This window comes from Phytoactinopolyspora alkaliphila (assembly GCF_010550695.1).
GTDB classification, from domain to species: Bacteria; Actinomycetota; Actinomycetes; order Jiangellales; family Jiangellaceae; genus Phytoactinopolyspora; species Phytoactinopolyspora alkaliphila.
The window spans coordinates 144427-163005 of sequence record NZ_JAAGOB010000013.1 but is presented as its reverse complement, the minus strand read 5'-3'; the positions used below and the strand labels follow the sequence as shown (position 1 = coordinate 163005).

At 67.2% G+C, this 18579-nt stretch carries 13 protein-coding genes; 1 reads left to right on the top strand and 12 read right to left on the bottom strand.

The genetic code is table 11. The annotated features are described in order from the left end of the window. Window positions 1-8 precede the first annotated feature (8 nt). Genes G1H11_RS20990 through G1H11_RS20975 form a run of 4 tightly spaced genes read right to left on the bottom strand, consistent with a single transcriptional unit; the run spans window position 9 to window position 4427 of the window. Window positions 9-1112, bottom strand: a complete 1104-nt coding sequence (locus G1H11_RS20990) for an arabinan endo-1,5-alpha-L-arabinosidase (RefSeq protein ID WP_163820546.1) — start codon at window positions 1110-1112, stop codon at window positions 9-11. Between the two features lie 23 nt (window positions 1113-1135). Next, window positions 1136-2089, bottom strand: a complete 954-nt coding sequence (locus G1H11_RS27240; protein ID WP_163820545.1) for an ABC transporter permease subunit — start codon at window positions 2087-2089, stop codon at window positions 1136-1138. A 7-nt stretch (window positions 2090-2096) separates the two neighbouring features. Further along, window positions 2097-3029 carry a carbohydrate ABC transporter permease gene (locus G1H11_RS20980; RefSeq protein ID WP_163820544.1) on the bottom strand — a complete coding sequence of 311 codons (933 nt, stop codon included), beginning with the start codon at window positions 3027-3029 and terminating at the stop codon, window positions 2097-2099. A 9-nt stretch (window positions 3030-3038) separates the two neighbouring features. Beyond that, window positions 3039-4427: an ABC transporter substrate-binding protein gene (locus G1H11_RS20975; protein ID WP_163820543.1), complete on the bottom strand. Its 1389-nt coding sequence runs from the start codon at window positions 4425-4427 to the stop codon at window positions 3039-3041. A 218-nt stretch (window positions 4428-4645) separates the two neighbouring features. Between G1H11_RS20975 and G1H11_RS20970 the strand changes: the two genes are divergently transcribed. Next, a complete protein-coding gene (locus G1H11_RS20970; RefSeq protein WP_163820542.1) occupies window positions 4646-6073 on the top strand; it encodes an acyltransferase family protein in 1428 nt (475 codons plus the stop codon). Here G1H11_RS20970 and G1H11_RS20965 read toward each other — a convergent pair. The 8 genes from G1H11_RS20965 to G1H11_RS20930 all read right to left on the bottom strand — a co-directional run bounded on the left by G1H11_RS20965 (window position 6000) and on the right by G1H11_RS20930 (window position 18317). Next, on the bottom strand, window positions 6000-7103 hold the full coding sequence (locus G1H11_RS20965; RefSeq protein WP_163820541.1) for a fatty acid desaturase family protein: 1104 nt from the start codon (window positions 7101-7103) through the stop codon (window positions 6000-6002). The genes G1H11_RS20970 and G1H11_RS20965 overlap by 74 nt on opposite strands. A gap of 268 nt (window positions 7104-7371) precedes the next feature. Beyond that, entirely contained in the window at window positions 7372-8586 is a 1215-nt protein-coding gene (locus G1H11_RS20960) for a Gfo/Idh/MocA family protein (protein ID WP_163820540.1), read from the bottom strand. A 107-nt stretch (window positions 8587-8693) separates the two neighbouring features. Continuing rightward, complete coding sequence (locus G1H11_RS20955) at window positions 8694-9785, bottom strand: substrate-binding domain-containing protein (RefSeq protein ID WP_163820539.1); 1092 nt, start codon at window positions 9783-9785, stop codon at window positions 8694-8696. 54 nt (window positions 9786-9839) lie between these two features. Next, window positions 9840-10922, bottom strand: coding sequence for an ABC transporter permease (locus tag G1H11_RS20950; RefSeq protein WP_216843997.1), 1083 nt, complete (start codon window positions 10920-10922; stop codon window positions 9840-9842). Next, a complete protein-coding gene (locus G1H11_RS20945) occupies window positions 10919-12439 on the bottom strand; it encodes a sugar ABC transporter ATP-binding protein (protein ID WP_216843996.1) in 1521 nt (506 codons plus the stop codon). Before G1H11_RS20945 ends, G1H11_RS20950 begins: the two co-directional genes overlap by 4 nt. Next, entirely contained in the window at window positions 12436-13671 is a 1236-nt protein-coding gene (locus tag G1H11_RS20940; protein WP_216843995.1) for an ROK family transcriptional regulator, read from the bottom strand. The genes G1H11_RS20945 and G1H11_RS20940 overlap by 4 nt, the downstream gene beginning before the upstream one ends. Before the next feature lie 201 nt (window positions 13672-13872). Next, complete coding sequence (locus tag G1H11_RS20935) at window positions 13873-17193, bottom strand: PQQ-dependent sugar dehydrogenase (protein WP_216843994.1); 3321 nt, start codon at window positions 17191-17193, stop codon at window positions 13873-13875. A 170-nt stretch (window positions 17194-17363) separates the two neighbouring features. Beyond that, window positions 17364-18317 (bottom strand): sugar phosphate isomerase/epimerase family protein, encoded by a 954-nt coding sequence (locus G1H11_RS20930; protein ID WP_163820537.1) that lies wholly within the window; start codon window positions 18315-18317, stop codon window positions 17364-17366. Window positions 18318-18579: the final 262 nt, after the last annotated feature.

Genomic DNA, 18579 nt, shown 5'->3' with positions numbered 1-18579 from the left:
CGTGTGGGTCATCTGCCTGTGGACGCGCCCCGTCGCTGTTCGAGATCGAAGCTGGGCCAGCCGTCCTGCCAGTCGATGCTTCTGACCTGCATCCGGATCACGCCGTCGGCGCCGGCGTCGTAGTAGTGGTGGATCAGGTAGTGGATGCCGCGGTCGAGGATGACGTCCTGCCCGCCCGGTCCGATCTGGTCGGCGTGGCTTTCCAGGACGACGGTGCCGCCGCCCTCGAGCAGCGGGACGCCGTCCCGGTCCAGGTAGGGGCCGGTGACGTCGAGGGATCGGCCCACCGCCACCTTGTATGTGCTGTCTGTTCCGGCGCAGCAGCGGTCCCACGAGGTCAGTAGGTAGTAGTAGCGTCCTCGCTTGAAGATCGTCGGTGCCTCGACGGCGTTCGGAGGTACTCCGCGGTCGGCGAGCGAGTACACCGGGCCGGTGGGCTCCGTCATGGACGCCAGTTCCTGCAGCTTGACCCCGGTCCAGTGCGAGCCGAACGCGATCCACCAGCGGCCGCCCGCGGTGAACACGTGCGGGTCGATCGCGTTGTAGTCGTGCACGCCCTGCTGCGAGGTGACGACGGGCCCGTGGTCCTGCCAGCTGTCCAGATCGCCGGGTGTGGTGGTGGACGCCACCCCGACCGCCGACGTGTTCCGGCCGAACGACGACGCCGCGTAGTACAGATAGAACGTGTTGCCCCGCTTGACCACCTGGGGCGCCCAAAGGTGGTTGTGGCCGTACTCCCGGGTCCACTCGGGCACCGCGATCTCGTCCAGCGACTCCCACGGGCCGGCCAGGGTTCCGGTGGATCGGCGCACGAAGATGCCGCCTGGATCGCCGGGGTTGCGCAGGATCCCGGTGGAGAAGACGTAGTACGTGTCGCCGTCCCTGATCACGGCCGGGTCGTGCACCGGGTCGTCGACCACCCCGGGGATGAAGTCGCCGATGTCACCCGTCATCTCCAGGGTGCCGCGCGGCGGCGGCCCCTGAGCGTTCGGGCTGGCGCTGGAGTGCACCAGGCCCACCGACGCCAGCAGGCATCCGGACAGCAAGAGCGCACGGACGGTGCGCCAGGAGCGGGATCTGCCACCGTGCCGGGCGCCTTCGGACATGACCATGTCGTGCTCCTTTCCGCAGGGGGCTACTTGCTGCCGGTGCCGAACTGGCCGAGGCCGTTGATGAACTGTCTACGCATGAGGAAGAACAGGATCATGATCGGAATCACCGCGAGCACGGCCGCGGTCATGACAAGGTCCCAGCGGGGCCGGTAGAGACCGACCAGCGTGGTGATCCCCACGGCCAGCGGGAAGTTCTCCTCGGAACGCATGACGATGAGCGGCCACAGCAGATCGTTCCACTGTTCGAGGGAGAAGATGATCGCCAGCGTCGCCAGGGCCGGCTTGACCATGGGCACCACGACGCCGAAGAAGATCCGGTATTCCGACGCCCCGTCCACCCGGGCGGCGTCGAACACGTCCTGAGGCAGACCCAGCATGTACTGCCGCATGTAGAACAGGCCGAACGGGTGGGCCAGCATCGGCACGATCACGCCGAGGTGGGTGTCGATGAGGCTCAGGTCGATCATCAGCAGGAACAACGGGATGAGCAGCAGGTGGAACGGGAGCATCTGCGAGGCCAGGATGCCGACGAAGATCGTGTTGCGGAACGGGAAACGAATCTTGGCCAAGGCATATGCCGCCATCGTCACGACGATCAGCGAACCGATGGCCGATCCGGCTGCCAGGATGACGGAGTTCACGAACCAGGTGCCGATGGGCGTCAGGTCGAACAGCGCCCGGAAGTTGTCGAGTGTGACGGTCGACGGCCAGAAGCTCCCCGCGTCGGCGAAGATCCGGTTCGCCGGCCGCAACGCGCTGACCAGAAGCCAGTAGAACGGGATGAGGAAGAGAATGGCGACGACGGCCACCAGGGCGGTCGCCACCACCTTCTTGTACCCGCCCTGGAGCCGGCGACGACGGCCGTCCGGGTGCAGGCCATTCGGCCACGAGCGCTCCGTGCCATCCTCGGACAACTCCGTCACCTGTACTTCCGGTCCCCGTGTCCTGCCGGTCTGTGCCTTCTTCTCAGGGGTCACTTCTCGTTCACTCCTCCTTCTTGAAGAAGCCGAAGAGCTTCAGTGTGACCAGGGACAACGCCATGATGATCACGGCCAGCACGACGCCGATCGCCGAGGCGTATCCCAGCTGGAACGAGGTGAACGCCGTCCGGTACAGATGCACCACCACGCTCAGGCCGCCCTGGCCGGGACCCCCGCCAGTGCCCCAGAGGATCAGCGGCTCCACGAAAAGCTGGAAGCCGCCGAAGATCGTGAGGACGGTGACGAACAGGATGATCGGCTTGGACAACGGCACCGACAGGTGCCAGAACTTACGCAGCGCACCGGCGCCGTCGACCGAGGCCGACTCGTAGAGCTCCCGGGGGATGTTGGACAGCCCCGTGGTGAAGTAGATGATGTTGATACCGGTCCACCGCCAGGTGGCCATCAGGATCATCGCCGGGATCGCCAGGCTCCGCGTCTCCAGCCAACCTTGCGCCGGGACACCGAAGAGCCCGAGGAAGCTGTTCACCAGACCGTTCGTGGTCAACAGCAGGGAGAACACGACGCCGACGACGACCAGCGACGTCAATACCGGTAGGAACAGCGCTGAGCGGAACATCGCTTGCCGGGCCACCAGCTTGGACTGCAGCACGGCCGCCAGGATGAACGGAACCGGAATCAGCACCAGCAGCGTGCCCGCCGTGTACAGGGTGGTGTTGCGCAATGCCGTGAAGAAGGTGCTGTCCGTCAACAGCCTCCGGTAGTTGCCGAGGCCGGCCCACTCAGTCAGTCCGATGCCCTCGATGTCCTGGAAGCTGAGCACCACCGCGTAGCCGACCGCGTATACCCGGAACACCCCGAAGAGCACCAGGAACGGGAGCAGGAACACCATCGCCACCACCCACGGGCGGTGAAAGAACGGAGTCTTGTATCTCGCGCCCGCGCGGTCCGCGCGGGCCGTCGTCAGCGTCGCCATGACAGTCGATCAGTCCATCGACCGGATTTCCTGGGCCGCCCGTTCAAGTGCTTCCTGGGGCGAGCCGCCCTCTTGGATGACCTCATAGGCGACGATGTCGCGCAGCTGCAGGATGATCTCCGGGTACCTCGGCCCGGTGTATTCGGGCGCGAGCCGGTCGAACATGTCGCGCAGGTTGGTCATCACCTGCTCGCCGCCGAACCACTGGTCGGGCTCGGTCAGGGCAGGGTCGTCGTAGACGTCTTCGCGGAAGGGATCGAATCCGAGCTCGGTCCACAGCGCGACCTGGGAGTCGTAGGTGAGCTTGGCGAACTCCAGGAACTGCTTCGCCGCATCCAGCTTGCCCTCGTCGATCTGCGTGGTGATGGCCGTGCCGGTGCCACCACCCATGGTGCTGATGAAGCCGTCGGGCTCGAACTCCGGCATCGGCCGGATCAGGATGTCGCCCTCGGTCTCCGGCATGAAGTCCTTGAACCTCGTGACGTACCACTGCGGCATCCACACCGACGCGTAGTTGCCGGAGTTGAACGCCTCGTAGTACGCGGTCTCGTGGTGCATGCCGCCCTCGCTCACGACGGCGATCTCGTGTTCGTGGACCATGTCCGAGATCAGCTGGAGAGCCTCGACGTTCTCCGGGCTGTCGAGGATCATCTCGCCGTTCTCGTCATAGGTGCCGCCACCGTTCTGCAGCATCGGCCCGATCACCGAGAAGCGGTCCGTCGTCTCCACCGACGTCATCATGGCGTCGGTGTTCTCCACCACCTGCTTGCCCGCCTCGATGTAATCGTCCCAGGTGACGATGGAGTCGACGTCGACGCCGGCTTCCTCGAGGATGGCGTTGTTGTAATACATGACCCACGTGCCAAGGTGGTAGTCGATCCCGTACTCCACGCCGTCGGACTGGTACGGTGCCAGCCGCTCCTCCACCAGCTGGTCCCGATGGTTGTCCACGATGTCGTTGAGCGGGTGCAACGGGACCTCGCCACGGAGGAAGGTGGCGAACCGCTGGATCTCGATGTCGACGATGTCCGGCGCGCCGGTACCCGACTGCAACGCGATCAGGAGCCGGTCGTGCATCTCTTCGTAGTCCGCGGTCGACGCGTTGAGAACGATGTTGTAATCGGAGTTCGCCTCGTTGAACTCCTCGGCTCGCGCCATCATGAAGTCCGTGTGGGCGTCGACGAAGGTCCAGAACTCCAGCTCGACGTCCTCACCCTCGTGTCCTGGGTCAGCCTCCATCGTCTGCTGATCCGTCGCGCCACCGTCAGCCTCTGCGCTGTCGAGATCAGCGATGCTGTTCCCGCCGTCGCCGCCCGAACATCCCGTCGCGGCCAGCAGGCCTGCCGCCACGATCAACGCCGCGCCTTGTCGCCATCCGCGTGCTGTTAACGCTAACATCTGGTGCTCCTCTCGCCCCCGTGTAGCCGTGGTCCTCGGGTCACACAGAATTGCCTCACCGGCCATGCGTCCGAAATTTCGGATCGTGTTCGATATACCGGATCCGAAGGATCGTAGTTGTGGCCCAGGTCACCGTCAAGACACAGCGCGGAAATCTGCCGCCAATCTGGGTAACGGCAGAAACCAAAGGGCCACCACAGGGAGAGTGACACCGCCACATGAGCCTGACCCGAGGCGTGCAACAAGCGGCCGAGAAGACGCCGGACGACCGCAACCGCCACGTCGACCTGCTACGGGCTCTCGCGATCTCGGTGGTGGTCGCCGGGCACTGGACGGCCGTGGTGGTCACCACCGACGACGGCGTCGAAGGGTCCAACGCCCTCTCTCAGCTGTCCTGGTCACACCCGGTCACATGGGCCCTGCAGGTGATGCCGATCTTCTTCCTGGTCGGCGGATTCGCGAACGGAGCCTCACTCGGTTCCCACCACCGGTCCGGGGGTGACGCGGCCGGGTGGCTGCTGAACCGAAGCGCACGCCTGCTCCGGCCCACGACGTTCTTTCTCGTGGCCGTCACTGCCGCCGGTTTCACGGCACGTGCGTTCGGCGTCGACCCCGACCTCGTGGCGATGGGCATCTGGGCAGCCTCGATTCCGCTGTGGTTCCTCGCCGCGTATCTGAGCCTGGTCTTCCTCGCGCCACTGTTGTACGCCGTCCATCGCCGCTACGGGCTGGCCTTTCCGGCCGCTGTTGCCGCGGTGGTCCTTCTGCTCGACGTGGCTCGGCTCGGGTACGGTGTGCCCCTCATCGGGTCTGCGAACTTCCTGCTGGTGTGGCTCATCTTTCACCAGCTGGGATTCTCCTGGCAGGACGGCTCGCTGCGGCCGCGCCCGGCGTACGCGGCCGCGGCGGGCGCGGCGGGTCTCGGGCTCCTTGTCTGGCTCACGGCTTTCGGCCCGTACCCGGTCAGCATGGTCGGCGTTCCGGGTGAAGAACTTCAGAACACCTCTCCGCCGTCTTTCGCCCTCGTGCTCCTCGGTCTGATTCAGACAGCTGTCGCGCTCGCTCTCCGCGGGCCAGCCAACCGCCTGCTCCAGCGCGGACGCCCGTGGACGGCCGTCGTGGCAGTGAACGCGGTCATCCTCACCGTCTTCTTGTGGCACATGGCCGCGGCCGTCGCCACCGCCGTGGTGCTGTATGGCACTGGCGTCATGCCGGAGCCCGACGTGGACTCCGGTGCCTGGCTCCTGCTGCGCATCCCCTGGCTGGCCGCTTGCGCGGTGGTGCTCGCCGCGCTCGTGACGGCCACGTCTCGGCTTGAGGTGCGCTCGGGCGGCGGACCGGGCCGGGGTCACGCGGTGGGCGACGCCGTGCTCGCCGGCGGGTTCGAGCTGACGGCAGCCGCGTGGCGGGTCATCACCACCCTGGGCCTCGTGAGTGTTGTCGCCGGGCTGCTCTCGATCGCGATGGCGGACCGCGACTACGAGGACGTCACCGGATTCCCCCTCTGGGCACTCGCCGCCTACCTGACCGGTGCCGGGCTCCTCCGACTGGCGCGAATCCGCCAGGCAGGCCTCACCCGCCCGAACGGAGCTGGGCGGCGAGCGGGCACCGGAACGGGTCGGCGTCGCCCAGGCCCACCTGATTGAGGTGCCGGACGACGATCCCCCAGGACTCCAGCAGACTCGCTTCCGCGTACGGGACGTCCCGTTCCGCGCAGTATCTCCGGACCAGCGGCCGGACCTTGCGCAGATTGGGGCTGGGCATGCTCGGAAAGAGGTGATGCTCGATCTGGTAGTTGAGCCCGCCCATCGCGACATCCATCGCCCGGCTGCCGCGGACGTTCCGGCTGGTCAGCACCTGCCGACGGAGGAAGTCGACGCTGGCGTCCGTGGGGATCATCGGCATGCCCTTGTGGTTCGGCGCGAACGTCGCCCCCATGCAGAATCCAAAGACGGCCAGCTGGACGCCGAGGAAGGCGGCAGCCAGGCCGGGCGACAGGAAGAAGAACAGCGCCGCCGGCACGAGCACCAGGCGGAAGAGCAGCAGCGGGATCTCCATCGCGCGGTACTTGACCGGCCCGCGACCGAACACGGTGCGGATGCCGGAGATGTGCATGTTGAGCCCGGCAAGCAGCAGAAGCGGGAAGAACAGCGTGCCCTGGCGGGCTACGAACCAGCCGCCGAATCCGCGCTTCCAGCGCCGCTCGGCCGAGACGTCCGTGGTGAAGACCAGCGCTCCCGGCTCCACGTCGGGGTCGACGTCGACCTTGTTCGGATTCGCGTGGTGCCTGGTGTGCTTCGACATCCACCAGCCGTGGCTCAGGCCCACCACCACGTTGCCCATGACCAGGGCTAGCCACTCGTTGCGCTTGCCCGAGGCGAAGATCTGGCGATGCGCGGCGTCATGCCCGAGATAGGCCACCTGGGTCAGCAAGACACCCAGGATCGCCGCCAACGCCAGCTGCCACCAGGACTGGCCGACGACGACCACCGCCGCGACACATGCCCCCAGCAACACGGCGAGAATCGCCGAGCGGAGCAAGTAGTACAGCGGCCGACGCCGCAGCAGGCCCGCCTCGCGCACCTCCCTCGCCAGTTCCGTGTAGTCGCTGACATAGCGCTTCCGTGGAGCGGCATCTGGACGTACGGTGCCGGTCTCGGCGGTGATCGTGTTCATGTCTCACGACGCTACGGACGACGAGCTCCAAGAACAGCAGTGCTGGCGCTAGAAGCCGGGGTGGGGCTACCCCCAATGACATGGGCGGGCAAGGATTGCGCTACCGAGCATTACTAACGTTCGCGGCCCACCGCGACCGGATGCCTGGGGCCGATGCATCGACGCCGCTCGTGGCCGTGTCACGGAGCGGAAGCACGGTTCAAGGATTGGCGTCCTTCGACCCTGACGATCTGGTTTCCGCCTGGCCCTGAACGCGTCCGGGTCGCCTTCAGCCGGCCACCGGCGTCCAGATGCTGTCCTTTGCGGCACTCTGCTCCACGGCCGCGAGCACCCGCTGGATCTGCAGGCCGTCCTCGAACGACGGCTCCGGATCCCGGCCCTCGGCGATCGCGGTGACCAGATCCACCGCCTGGTGGGTGAAGCCGTGCTCGTAACCGAGCAGATGGCCCGGCGGCCACCACGCCGCCACGTACGGGTGCTCGGGCTCGGTCACCACGATCCGGCGGAACCCGGCCGTCGCGGCGGGTTCCGTGCCGTCGTAGAAGTGCAAGAGGTTCATGTCCTCGAAGTCGAACGCCAGCGATCCGGTGGAGCCGTTGATCTCGATCCGGATCGCGTTCTTGCGTCCGGTGGCGTAGCGGGTGGCCTCGAAGGTCGCCAGGGCGCCTCCCCCGAACCTGCCGAGGAACACGGCGGCGTCGTCGACAGTCACCTCCCCCATGGCCACGTCCCGACCGGCGTCGACGTGACCGCCGAGCTTGCTTCCGGAACCCGCGGACGGCTCGGCCTGCGGCCTTCTCGGGACGAACGTCTCGACCATCGCGCTGACCCCCGTCAGGCGGTCCCCGGTGATGTACTGGGTCAGGTCGACGATGTGGGCGCCGATGTCGCCCAGGGACCCGGACCCGGCCTTGTCCTTGTCCAGCCGCCAGGACATCGGCGCGTTCGGGTCCACCAGCCAGTCCTGCAGGTACTGGGCACGCACGTGCCGGACCTCGCCGATCCTGCCCTCGGCCACCAGGGTGCGGGCCAGGCCGATCGCCGGGACCCGCCGGTAGGTGAAGCCGACCATCGAGCGGACCCCGCGGGATCGTGCGGCCGCCGCGGCCGCCGCCATCTCCTCGGCCTCGGCCACCGTGTTGGCCAGGGGCTTCTCACAGAGGACGTGCTTGCCGGCCTGGAGGGCGGCGATGGCGATCTCAGCATGGGTGTCGCCCGGCGTGCAGACATCGACGAGGTCGACGTCGTCACGGGCGATCAATGCCCGCCAGTCGGTCTCCACGTGCTGCCAGCCGAACTTGGCGCCGGCCGCGCGCACGGCGTCGTGATTGCGCCCGGCGATGGCGGTGAGGCGAGGCGGCCGCGGCACGTCGAAGTAGCTGACGGCGTTGCGCCATGCCTGGGAGTGGGCCGTGCCCATGAAGGCGTAACCCACCATCCCAATGCCTAGGGTCGGCTCCGTCGGGCTGGTGTCATCTGTCATCGAAGGTTTCCCTCGTGCTCGGTTCAGGTTGCCGTGTTGACCACACTGTGACAGGTTGCCAGCGCGGGTGCCCGGGCTCGCCGCCGGCGGGCACCCGCGCTCGTTCGTCAGGAGTCGAAGCCCAGGTGCATGTACTCGTCGACGTTGTCGGCGGTGACCACCGGCGCGTTGAGCACGATCCGGCGCGGCACCTCGACCTGCACCAGGTCGGACATGCCCTTGCCCTGCGCGAGCAGGCGCGCCAGCCGAATGCCGTCAGCGGCCTGCGTCGGCGGGTAGAGCACGGTGGCCTCCATCTCGCCCTGCTGGATCCACTCCATCGCGTTGGACGACCCGGCGCCGCCGATGAAGAAGAACTCGTCCCGGCCGGCGTTGTCGAACGCGGCCTTCACGCCCACGCCCTGGTCGTCGTCGTGGTTCCAGATGATGTCGATCTCCGGAGCCGCCTGGAGCAGGTTCGACGTCACGGCTTCCCCTGACTGGACGGTGAACTCGGCCGCCACCCGGTTGTCGACGTCCTCGCCGCACGCATCAAGTGCGTCGGCGAAACCCTGCGAGCGGTCCTGGGTGAGCGGCAACGCGTCGATCCCTGCGATCTCGGCGATCACCGGGTCGTCGATGTTGTTCTCCTCGATCAGCTGGCACGCGTACGTGCCGGCCGAGACGCCCATGCCGTAGTTGTCGCCCAGGATGGTGGTGCGGGCGGCGAACGGGCTGGAGAACTCCCGGTCCACGTTGACCACCGGGATGCCGGCGTCCATGGCACGGGTGGCGATGTCGGTCAGCGCGGCACCGTCGGTGGGCAGCAGGACGATCGCGTCGACGCCCTCGTTGATGAACGTCTCGACCTGCTGGATCTGCAGGCTCGCGTCGTTGGTGCCTTCAGCCGCGCGCAGTTCCACGTCGTCGTACTTGTCCGCCTCGGCGAGCGCGGAGCTGTTGATCGCGGCGAGCCAGCCGTGGTCGGCCTCGGGTCCGGAGAAGCCGATCGTGACGGTCTCACCGGTCTCGTCGTTGGCGTTGCCGCCGGAGGCCGCACCGTCGTCGCCGGACTCCTCCGCCGTGTTCTCGTCGCCGTCGTCGGTGCTCTCGGGTTCATTACTGGTGCAGCCGGCGATGAGCGCGCCGGCGAGGACGAAGGCGCCGGCCGTGCCGAGCAGCCTGCGCTTCGCGCTGAATACGGTGATCGAGCTGGACATCGAGATCTCCTTGGAATCGAGGTGTGAACGGGATGTGATGTGGTGGCGGGCCGGTTAGGTCCCCCCGTTGCGAGCTGCCACCCGCTGTTGCAGCAGGACGGCCGCCACGATGATCGCGCCCTTCGCCACGTTCTGCGTCGACGTGTCGAGGTTGTTCAGGGTGAAGATGTTGGTGAGCGTGGCGAAGATCAGCACGCCGAAGACCGTGCCGACGATGGTGCCCCGCCCGCCGGAGAGCAGCGTCCCTCCGATCACCACGGCCGCGATCGCGTCGAGCTCCAAGAGCAAGCCGTGGGTGGAAGTGCCTGTGGTGGTTCGGACCATAAGCATGACCGCGGCGATGCCACAGGCCACACCGAGCAGGACGAAAAGCATCATGGTGTGCCGCTGGACCTTGATCCCCGCGAGCCGGGCAGCCTCGCTGTTGCCGCCCACCGCCAGCGTGCGGCGGCCGAACGTAGTGCGGTTGAGCAGCACCCAGCCGGCGGCGGCGACCAGCGCGAAGATGATCACCAGCACCGGGACCCCGAGGACGCTGCCGCCGAAGAAGCTGAGGAAATCTCGCACGTCGACGATCTGGGTGCGCCGCTGCGAGATGATCTCGGCGAGCCCGCGCGCCGCCGCGAGCATCGCCAGCGTGACGATGAACGGCGCCATCCGCCCGTAGGCGACGAGTACCCCGTTCACCAGGCCACAGCCGGCGCCCACCGCCAGGGCCGCGAACACCATCACAATCCAGTGGGAGTCCGCCGCCATGGTCTGCGTGGCCACGGTGGTGGCCCAGACCGAGGCCAATGCGACGATGGCGCCCACGGATAGGTCGATGCCGCCACCAGCGATGACGAACGTCATGCCGATGCTCACCACTCCGATGATCGAGGCGTACCGCAGGATGGTCATCATGTTGTCGAACGTGGCGAACCGGTCTCCCGCGGTGATGACACCGATGGCGATGATGATCAGCAGGCCGACGACGAGGCCCATGTTCCGGCCAGCCGAACTGGCCATGATCCGGGCGAACGTCGACTCCCGTTGCCCGGCGCGCGCGGCGGCTTCCTCGACGCGCCGGTGCTCATCCGAGCTTGGGGGCGTCGCCCGGCCGGCAGCCTGCGTCGCCGGGGTGATTCTCTCCGTCACGTGACGCTCCCTTCCATCACCAGGTCGAGGACCTGGTGTTCGTCGATATCGGCCGCCGGCCCGGTATGGACCACCCGGCCCTCACGGATCACCAGGACCCGGTCGGCCAGCCCGAGCACCTCGGGCACCTCACTGCTGACGAGGACGATCGCCACGCCGTTGTCGGCGAGCTCCCGGATCAGCGCATAGAGCTCGCTGCGCGCCCCCACGTCGACACCGCGGGTCGGCTCGTCGAGAAGGAGCACGTCGCAGCCCTTGAGCAGCCACCGCCCCAGTACCACCTTCTGCTGATTGCCGCCGGAGAGGGTCCGCACCTCCCGGCTCGGGTCGTGCGGGCGAATGTCCAGCCCCTTCACTTGCTCGACCGCCGCCGCGCGTTCGGCACCATGGTTGATGAACGAACCGCGGGCGAACCTGGACAACGATGCGAGACTCACGTTTCTGATGATCGACTCGGTCATCAGCAGGCCCTGGCTCTTACGTTCCTCCGGGCACAGCCCGACCCCTGCGGCGACCGCCGAGCCGACCGAGCCGGGCCGCAGTTCGCGGCCGTGCACGAGGACCGAGCCCGAGGTCGCCTTGCGCGCACCGTAGATCGTCTCGAGGATCTCCGAGCGACTCGATCCGACCAGGCCGGCGAACCCGACGATCTCGCCGGGCGCGACCTCGAAGCTCACGTCCGAGAACTCGCCCGCCCGGCTCAGCTCACGCACCTCCAGCGCGGGTTCACCCGCTGTCGGCCGGAAGCTCCGCTCGGGGAAGACGTACTCGATCGAGCGGCCGGTCATCAGCCGGATCACTTCGGCGGTCGGCGTACCGCGGGCAGGCAGCCCGGTGGCCACTGTCCGGCCGTCCTTGAGCACCGTGACCCGGTCACCGATCTCCCGGATCTCCTCCAGCCGGTGCGAGATGTAGACCACCGCCACGCCGTCGGACACCAGGTCCCGGATCACCTTGAACAGGCGAGCGACCTCTTCCTGGTCCAGGACCGCCGAGGGTTCGTCCATGACGATCAGCCGCACGTCGTGCGACAGCGCGCGGGCCATGCTGACGATCTGCTTCCCCGCGGCGGAGAGCCGGCCGACCTCCGTGTGCGGCGAGATCTCCGGATGGCCGAGCCGCTCCATGAGTGCCCGCGTCGACCGGGCCGCCTGAGCGCGGTGCAAAAATCCAGTTGTGGCCATCTCGTGACCGAGATAGATGTTCTCGGCCACCGTGAGCCCGTCCACCAGGTCGAGCTCCTGATAGATGGTGGCGATCCCGAGGCGCATCGCCGACATCGGATCGGAGATGCGGGTCTCCTCGCCGAGCCAGGACACCTCGCCCTCATCCGGCTGGTGCGCCCCGGCCAGCACTTTGATCAGTGTGGACTTGCCGGCGCCGTTCTGTCCCAGCAGGCAGTGCACCTCGCCCGCAACGACATCCAGGTCGACGCCGTCCAGCGCGCGAACACCGGGGAATTCTTTGACGATCCCGCGCATCTGCAGCAACGGCAAGCTGGTGGTGGACGTGCTCATCGGCTACCTCCTGCCCGGGCTAGACCGGGCGGTACGCGAGTGGGATCGGCGAGGACGGATTCGAGGACGACGTGCGCACCCCCACGGGCGGCCGCCGTGAAAGGGAACGCGGAACGCTCCACCCGGCACTGGCTGAGCGACTCGGACACCACCTGCCCGGAGAGCTGACCCTGGATGGCCGGCATGAGGAGATCGCCCAGCACGGAGAAGAAGCCACCGAGGACGAGGACCTGCGGATTGAAGATGTTGACCAGGACCGATGCGCCCAGGCCGATGCCGGTGCCGATGGCGTCGAGGCCCCGTAGCGTCCGGGCGTCGCCGAGTTCGGCCCGGCGGCGGATCTCCGCCAGTCGCTCCTGCAACTCCATGGCCGGATCGGCGATGGGGCTACCGGGATCGGCGATCTCGCGCAGCAGGGCGGGCATCCCCGCGACGGTCTCCCAGCATCCCTTGCGCCCACATCCACACAAGCGGCCGTCGCCGGCCAGAGTCATGTGCCCCACCTCGCCGGCGAAGCCGTCCGCGCCGCGCAGCACCCGACCGTCGACGATGACACCGCCGCCGATGCCGACGTCACCCGTCAGGTAGATGAGGTTTCCGGCGCCCACCGCGCATCCGGTGGCACGCTCGGCGATGGCCGCGAGGTTGGCGTCGTTGTCCAGATGGATCGGATACTCGGGATTTCCCAGCAGGGTGACCAGCTCGTCGACGACGCGGGTGTCGCGCCAGCCGAGGTTGGCGCCGATGCGTAGCGACCCAGCCGCGCTCTCCACCAGCCCCGGGACGCCCACTCCGACTCCGGCGATGTGCCGTCCGTCTTGAGCTGCCCCGCCGACGATCGAGCCGATCAGCTCGGCAAGCATGGCAAGTGTGCCGGCGGGGCCCAGGTCCTGGATGTCGAGCCGGCGGTGATGTGAGCTGACCATCTCACCGCGCAGGTCGAGCACATAGGCGGCGACGTGGTCGACGCCGAGCTGCAGCCCAAGGCCGCACACCCGCCCGTCGACCTCGACCACCTGGCCGGGCCGGCCGACCTGGCCTCGCTCGACATCCCCGGCCAATACCAGGCCGCGCTCACCGAGCTCGGCCACGAGACTGGAGACCGTGGCCTTGTTCAAGCCCAGGTCGGTGGCGATTCGGGCACGCGAGCGCGGTCCGGCCCCGCAGAGGTGACGCAGAACGGCACTGAGGTTGTACCGGCGTAACGAGATCTGATCGACAACGACGTCCATGGCCGCCACCCCCCTCCACATGTAAGCCAGGTCACAATCTTTGTCCGTTGATTGAACAAACTAAGTGCGTGTTTCGCATCAGGTCAAGACGCAATGCATGAGTTTCACCGATTTGTGACACTACTTTGCAAACTTGTTGGACAAACATCACCCGGTGGCGGCCGGCATGCAGGGTTGCGTGCCGGCCGCCCTCGGGGCACCTCAGCCGGAGAGCTGCCCGATCAGCGCCTCGGCCTGATGCACCAGCACGTCGCGGGCATCGCCGTCCACCACGTACCGGCGGTCGCCGGCGGTCCGGATGACCTTCTCCAGCTCGCTGACCGCCTGCGCGGTACGGCCGGCGTCAGCGTGCTTGGCGGCGTTGTCCAGCCTGGCGTGCAGGAGCACCGGCACGCTGTCCCGCTCGATGGCGCCTGCAGCACGGTAGCCGTCGACAATGGCCGCCAGATCCGCGAAGGATGTGGTCACCGTGAACTCCACCGTCTCAGCGGCCGTGTGCCCCGCCTCGTCGGTCGCCGTCACCACCAGCTCGTGCGCGCCGACAGCCAGCGTCCAGAGGTCGAGCTCTCCCGCCTCGATCGGCTCGCCATCGAGTTCCGCCTCCACAGCGGCGATCCCCGACGTGGCATCACTGGCGGCGAACTCCAGCTCCACCGTCTCGCTGGCCGCATACTCCGCGCCGTCGTCGACGCCGCTGACCGTAACCGTCGGAGCGGTCTTGTCGATCTTCACCTCAACCACACCGACCTCGGAGACATTGCCTCCGTTGTCCGTGGCGCGGTAGTGGACGGTGGTGATGCCCTCCGCACTCACCGTCAGTGGGTTGTTGGCGTTGGACCAGGTGGCGCCGCCGTTGGTCGAGCGCTGACGGCTGGCCACCGTGCCGTTGTCGGTGGCGTTGACGGCGACCGAGACGTTGCTTGTGTACCAGCCGTTGGCGCCGTCCGGCTCGGCCGGGTTGAGCGTGACGCTCACCTCGGGCGGCGTGAGATCGGCGATGCCGTCACCGGTGAAGGCGAACTCGTCAACCTCCACGCCGCTGGTCGAGGTGACGTAGAGACGGCCACTGCCCTCCGGTGCGCCGGACAAGGCCGTCTCCACCTCGGTCCAGCCGCCACCATCCCGGAACGTCGCGGTGGCGAACGCCGGCGCCTTGGGGTCGTTCCAGCGCAGCGAGAGAGTGCCGCGGCCGGAGGCCCTGGTGACCATGGCGTCGATGCCCTCGAAGTTCACCGGGTCGAACGCGATCCAGTCGCCGGCGCCGAACGAGGTGACCTTGCGCAGGCCACGTGCGGTCTCGTCCTCGGTGACCTCGACGCCTTGCATATCGTCGAACCACTCGGCCTGCTGCGTCTTCGGGTTGAGGATCAGCGACGCCTCGCCGCGGGCCGGCGGAACCCCGTTGTGGCCCTCGTCGGTGTAGCCGACGACGAGTACGCCGTAGATGTTCTCCGTCTCGCCGTGCTCGGGAGCGTCCACCGGTGTCGGCACCCCGAATGTGCACCCGGTTCCGGAGCTCAACGGGTGTGCGTGCTCGTCGTGCCCGAGGCCGAAGGCCCAGTTCACGCGCGAGCAGACCGGCTCGTCACCGTCCTCGGGGTCGCTGACGCCCACAGTCACCGGAACCGCCTGGCCCCAGTCGAAGAAGCCGCCGTCAGGAGTGCTCAGAGTCACGTCGGGAGCGACGTTGCCGACCGAGATCTGGACGGTGGTCAGACCGAACTTGCCGGACGGGTCGGTGACCCGCAGCCTGGCGTCGTACCGTCCCAGGTCGGTGTACGTATGGCTCACCGTGACACCCGCGGCGTCATACGTGCCGTTGCCGTCGAAGTCCCAGTCATACGTGAGGGGAGCACCCTCCGGATCGCGCGACCGCGACGCGTCGAAGTTCACCGGCAGCGGCGCCTCACTGCTGGAGATCGGGTCCGCGGAGATGTGCGCCTGAGGCGACTTGTTTCCCTCCGCATAGTCGACGCGGTAGAGCCCGGCATCCGGGTTCTGCCGGAAGAAGCCGTCGCCGTACTCCAGGACGTACAGAGAGCCGTCGGGGCCGAACTCCAGATCCATCGGGTTGTCCCATGGCGGCTGCACCACCGAGTTGAGGTGCGAGTTCGGGAGGAAGTCGATGATCTCCGTCACCGGCCCGTTCGCGGCGAGGTCCAGCGTGAAGGTGGCCACGTAGTCCTGAGAGAACTCGCCGAAGAATGCCTTACCGTCCCAGTACTCGGGGAACGCGGACGCGGACTCGTTGTGCGGGTCGTGCCGGTAGACCGGTCCGCCCATCGGGCCCTGCCCGCTGCCGGCCCCGAAGTTGGTCAGTTCGGGCCACGGCTGGTGCGTGTCGTTGTCGCCGTAGTAGAGCTGCGGTGCGGTCGCGGGCGGCAACTGGCTCAAGCCGGTATTCCACCGCGAGTTGTTCACCGCGCCCGCGTCGCAGTCGAACCACTCGCCCGGCGTAGCCGTGGCGAAGTCCCACTCGTTGTAGTTCGCGTTGGGGCCGTGACAGTAGGGCCAGCCGGCATTGATCGGATCGGTGGTGCTCTGCCACTCGACGAAGCCCATCGGGCCGCGCTGCGCGTTCGGCGATCCGGCGTCGGGACCGTAGTCGCCCCAGACCAGGGCGCCGGACTGGGCGTCGTAGTCGATCCGGAATGGGTTGCGCAGGCCCATCACGTAGATCTCGGGCCGGGTACCCTCGGTCCCTGGTTCGAAGAGGTTACCGTCGGGAATGGTGTAGGAGCCGTCTTCCTGAACATTGATCCGCAGGATCGCGCCGCGCAGATCGTTGCTGTTGCCCGCGCCGCGACGAGCGTCCATCCCGGGGTTGACGCCCGGAGCGTCGTTGTTGGGTGCGAAGCCGTTCGCGCCGGGGGCACTGGCCGGCGTGTTGTCGCCGGTAGCCAGGTACAGGTTGCCGTCCTCGTCGAAAGCGATGTCGCCCGCTACGTGACAGCACTGCCCCCGCTGCACCTCGACCTTGATGATGTCCTGCTGGGACGACAGGTCCAGCGAATTCGTCTCCTCGTCCCACTTGAACCGGGCCAGGAGGTTGTAGCCCTTCCACTGCTCCCAGAACGCCTCTGTCTGGCCTGCGGGAAGGGATGTCGGCGCGTTGCCCGACGGTGTGGTCTCGGGATACGGCGCGTCCATCGCCCGCGGAGCGTAGAAAAGATAGACCCACTGGTTCTCTTCGAAGTCCGGGTCCAGGGCGATGGTCTGCAGGCCGTCTTCCGAGTTCGCGTACACGTCTATGGTGTTGATGACGCTCGTGATGCCGGTTCCTGGGTCGGTGAGCCGGATATCGCCGTTGCGCGCGGTGTGCAGCACCCGCGAGTCCGGCAGCACAGCCAGATCGATCGGCTCGCCGGTGTCCTTGGTCAGCAGGATCTTCTCGTAGTTGTTCCAGTCCAGAGCGTGCTCGTGGCCTTCGTGAGCCGCCGCCGGGACGGCGAACGCGAGCGCGGCCGCAGGCAGCAGCGCTGCCAGCAAGGTTCTGGCGAGCAGGGACGGTCTAGAATGCACGGTGTGGTCCTCTCATCGATGAGGGCTGCATGCAGAAGAAGCCGGCTCACGGCGGCCGCGTTCACGTGCTGACTGGAAACGGAAACGGGCCGCGGTCGCAGTGAGCCGCACTTGAAGGTGTTCGTCGCGCGCTACCGGTATCTGAGCGGTCGCGCGGAATCGCCGTCTGGTTAGCCGCGAAGGCCCGACATGGCCTGGTAGCTGCGCTCCGCGGCGCCGAACGCGCCACCGAGCTCCGCCGGCGTATTCGGGGCGTTGTCCTGCTCGTACAGGGAGTAGTGCGGGCCCTTGGCGCCGATGCTCCGGAAGAATCCGGCATAGTCGATGTCACCGGCGCCGAACTCGACGATGTTGTAGCCGTTGGTGTTCTGTGCCCGCTCGCCGTCCTTGGCGTGGAACAGCGGATAGCGACGGATGTTGTTCCGGACGTAGTCGGCCGGCTCGAAACCCGGGGCGATGTGCTGGCCGACGTGCGCCCAGTAGATGTCCATCTCCAGGTAGACCAGCTTCGGGTCGGTTTCGGACAGCAGCAGGTCGTACAGACGCACACTGGGGTCGTCGTTGGCGAAGCGGAACTCGTTCTGGTGATTGTGGTGGTACCACTTGATGCCGCGTTCGGCCGCCGCCGCACCGAACCGGTTGAACTCCTCGGCGGCCGCCTGGTACCCGGCCACAGTCCGGTTGGCCGACGAAACGGGCTCGTTCGCCGTGCCGATGTACGGCAAGCCGAGTGTCTCCGCGATGTCCAGCTCAGCCTGCATGTCATTGCGGAAGTTGTTCAGTCCGCGGTGCCCGCCGATGCCCTGCAGGCCGTTGTCGTCGAGCAGCTGACGGATCTGCGCCGGTGTGATTCCCGGCTCCGCCGGCGAGGTGTAGCCGGCGAACTCAATCTGCCGGTACCCCATCCGGGACAACTCCTCGAACACGGCCCGGAAGCCGAGCGAGCTGACGAGATTGCGGATGGTGAACAGCTGGATGCCGATCTTGCCGCGCGGAATCAGCACACCGTTGGCCGCGTTGGCGACGCCCAACCCGGGTCCGGCCAGTGCCGCGGCGCCGACTGCCGCTGTGGTGCCTGCGACCGCACGCAGGAACTGCCGTCGATTGATCTCCGGACGTGCCATGTGGGTTCTCCTCGTTGAGTGAGACCGAAGACGCAAGGAACGACGCGTGGGAGCGAATACGCGAGTGTGTCGACTTCCCCCCTTCAACCAGCGCCCCGCTTGTCTGGATGATGATGAAACATAGAGTTGCGTGGACGCCGGGTCAATAGTTTCCGTGCATCTTTCGCAAGATAATTTCGAAAGACTGTTGGGGTTCGTCATTTGTCGGGCACGCGAAGGTCCGCGTACGTCACATGTACAGGGTGGTTCCTGGTGGATGCCG

What these genes read in the sequence shown, in the direction of transcription:
- G1H11_RS20990 (WP_163820546.1), bottom strand. Translation starts at nt 1,112, where the DNA reads ATGGTCATGTCCGAAGGCGCCCGGCACGGTGGCAGATCCCGCTCCTGG.
- G1H11_RS20980 (WP_163820544.1), bottom strand. Translation starts at nt 3,029, where the DNA reads ATGGCGACGCTGACGACGGCCCGCGCGGACCGCGCGGGCGCGAGATAC.
- G1H11_RS20975 (WP_163820543.1), bottom strand. Translation starts at nt 4,427, where the DNA reads ATGTTAGCGTTAACAGCACGCGGATGGCGACAAGGCGCGGCGTTGATC.
- G1H11_RS20970 (WP_163820542.1), top strand. Translation starts at nt 4,646, where the DNA reads ATGAGCCTGACCCGAGGCGTGCAACAAGCGGCCGAGAAGACGCCGGAC.
- G1H11_RS20965 (WP_163820541.1), bottom strand. Translation starts at nt 7,103, where the DNA reads ATGAACACGATCACCGCCGAGACCGGCACCGTACGTCCAGATGCCGCT.
- G1H11_RS20960 (WP_163820540.1), bottom strand. Translation starts at nt 8,586, where the DNA reads ATGACAGATGACACCAGCCCGACGGAGCCGACCCTAGGCATTGGGATG.
- G1H11_RS20955 (WP_163820539.1), bottom strand. Translation starts at nt 9,785, where the DNA reads ATGTCCAGCTCGATCACCGTATTCAGCGCGAAGCGCAGGCTGCTCGGC.
- G1H11_RS20945 (WP_216843996.1), bottom strand. Translation starts at nt 12,439, where the DNA reads ATGAGCACGTCCACCACCAGCTTGCCGTTGCTGCAGATGCGCGGGATC.
- G1H11_RS20940 (WP_216843995.1), bottom strand. Translation starts at nt 13,671, where the DNA reads ATGGACGTCGTTGTCGATCAGATCTCGTTACGCCGGTACAACCTCAGT.
- G1H11_RS20930 (WP_163820537.1), bottom strand. Translation starts at nt 18,317, where the DNA reads ATGGCACGTCCGGAGATCAATCGACGGCAGTTCCTGCGTGCGGTCGCA.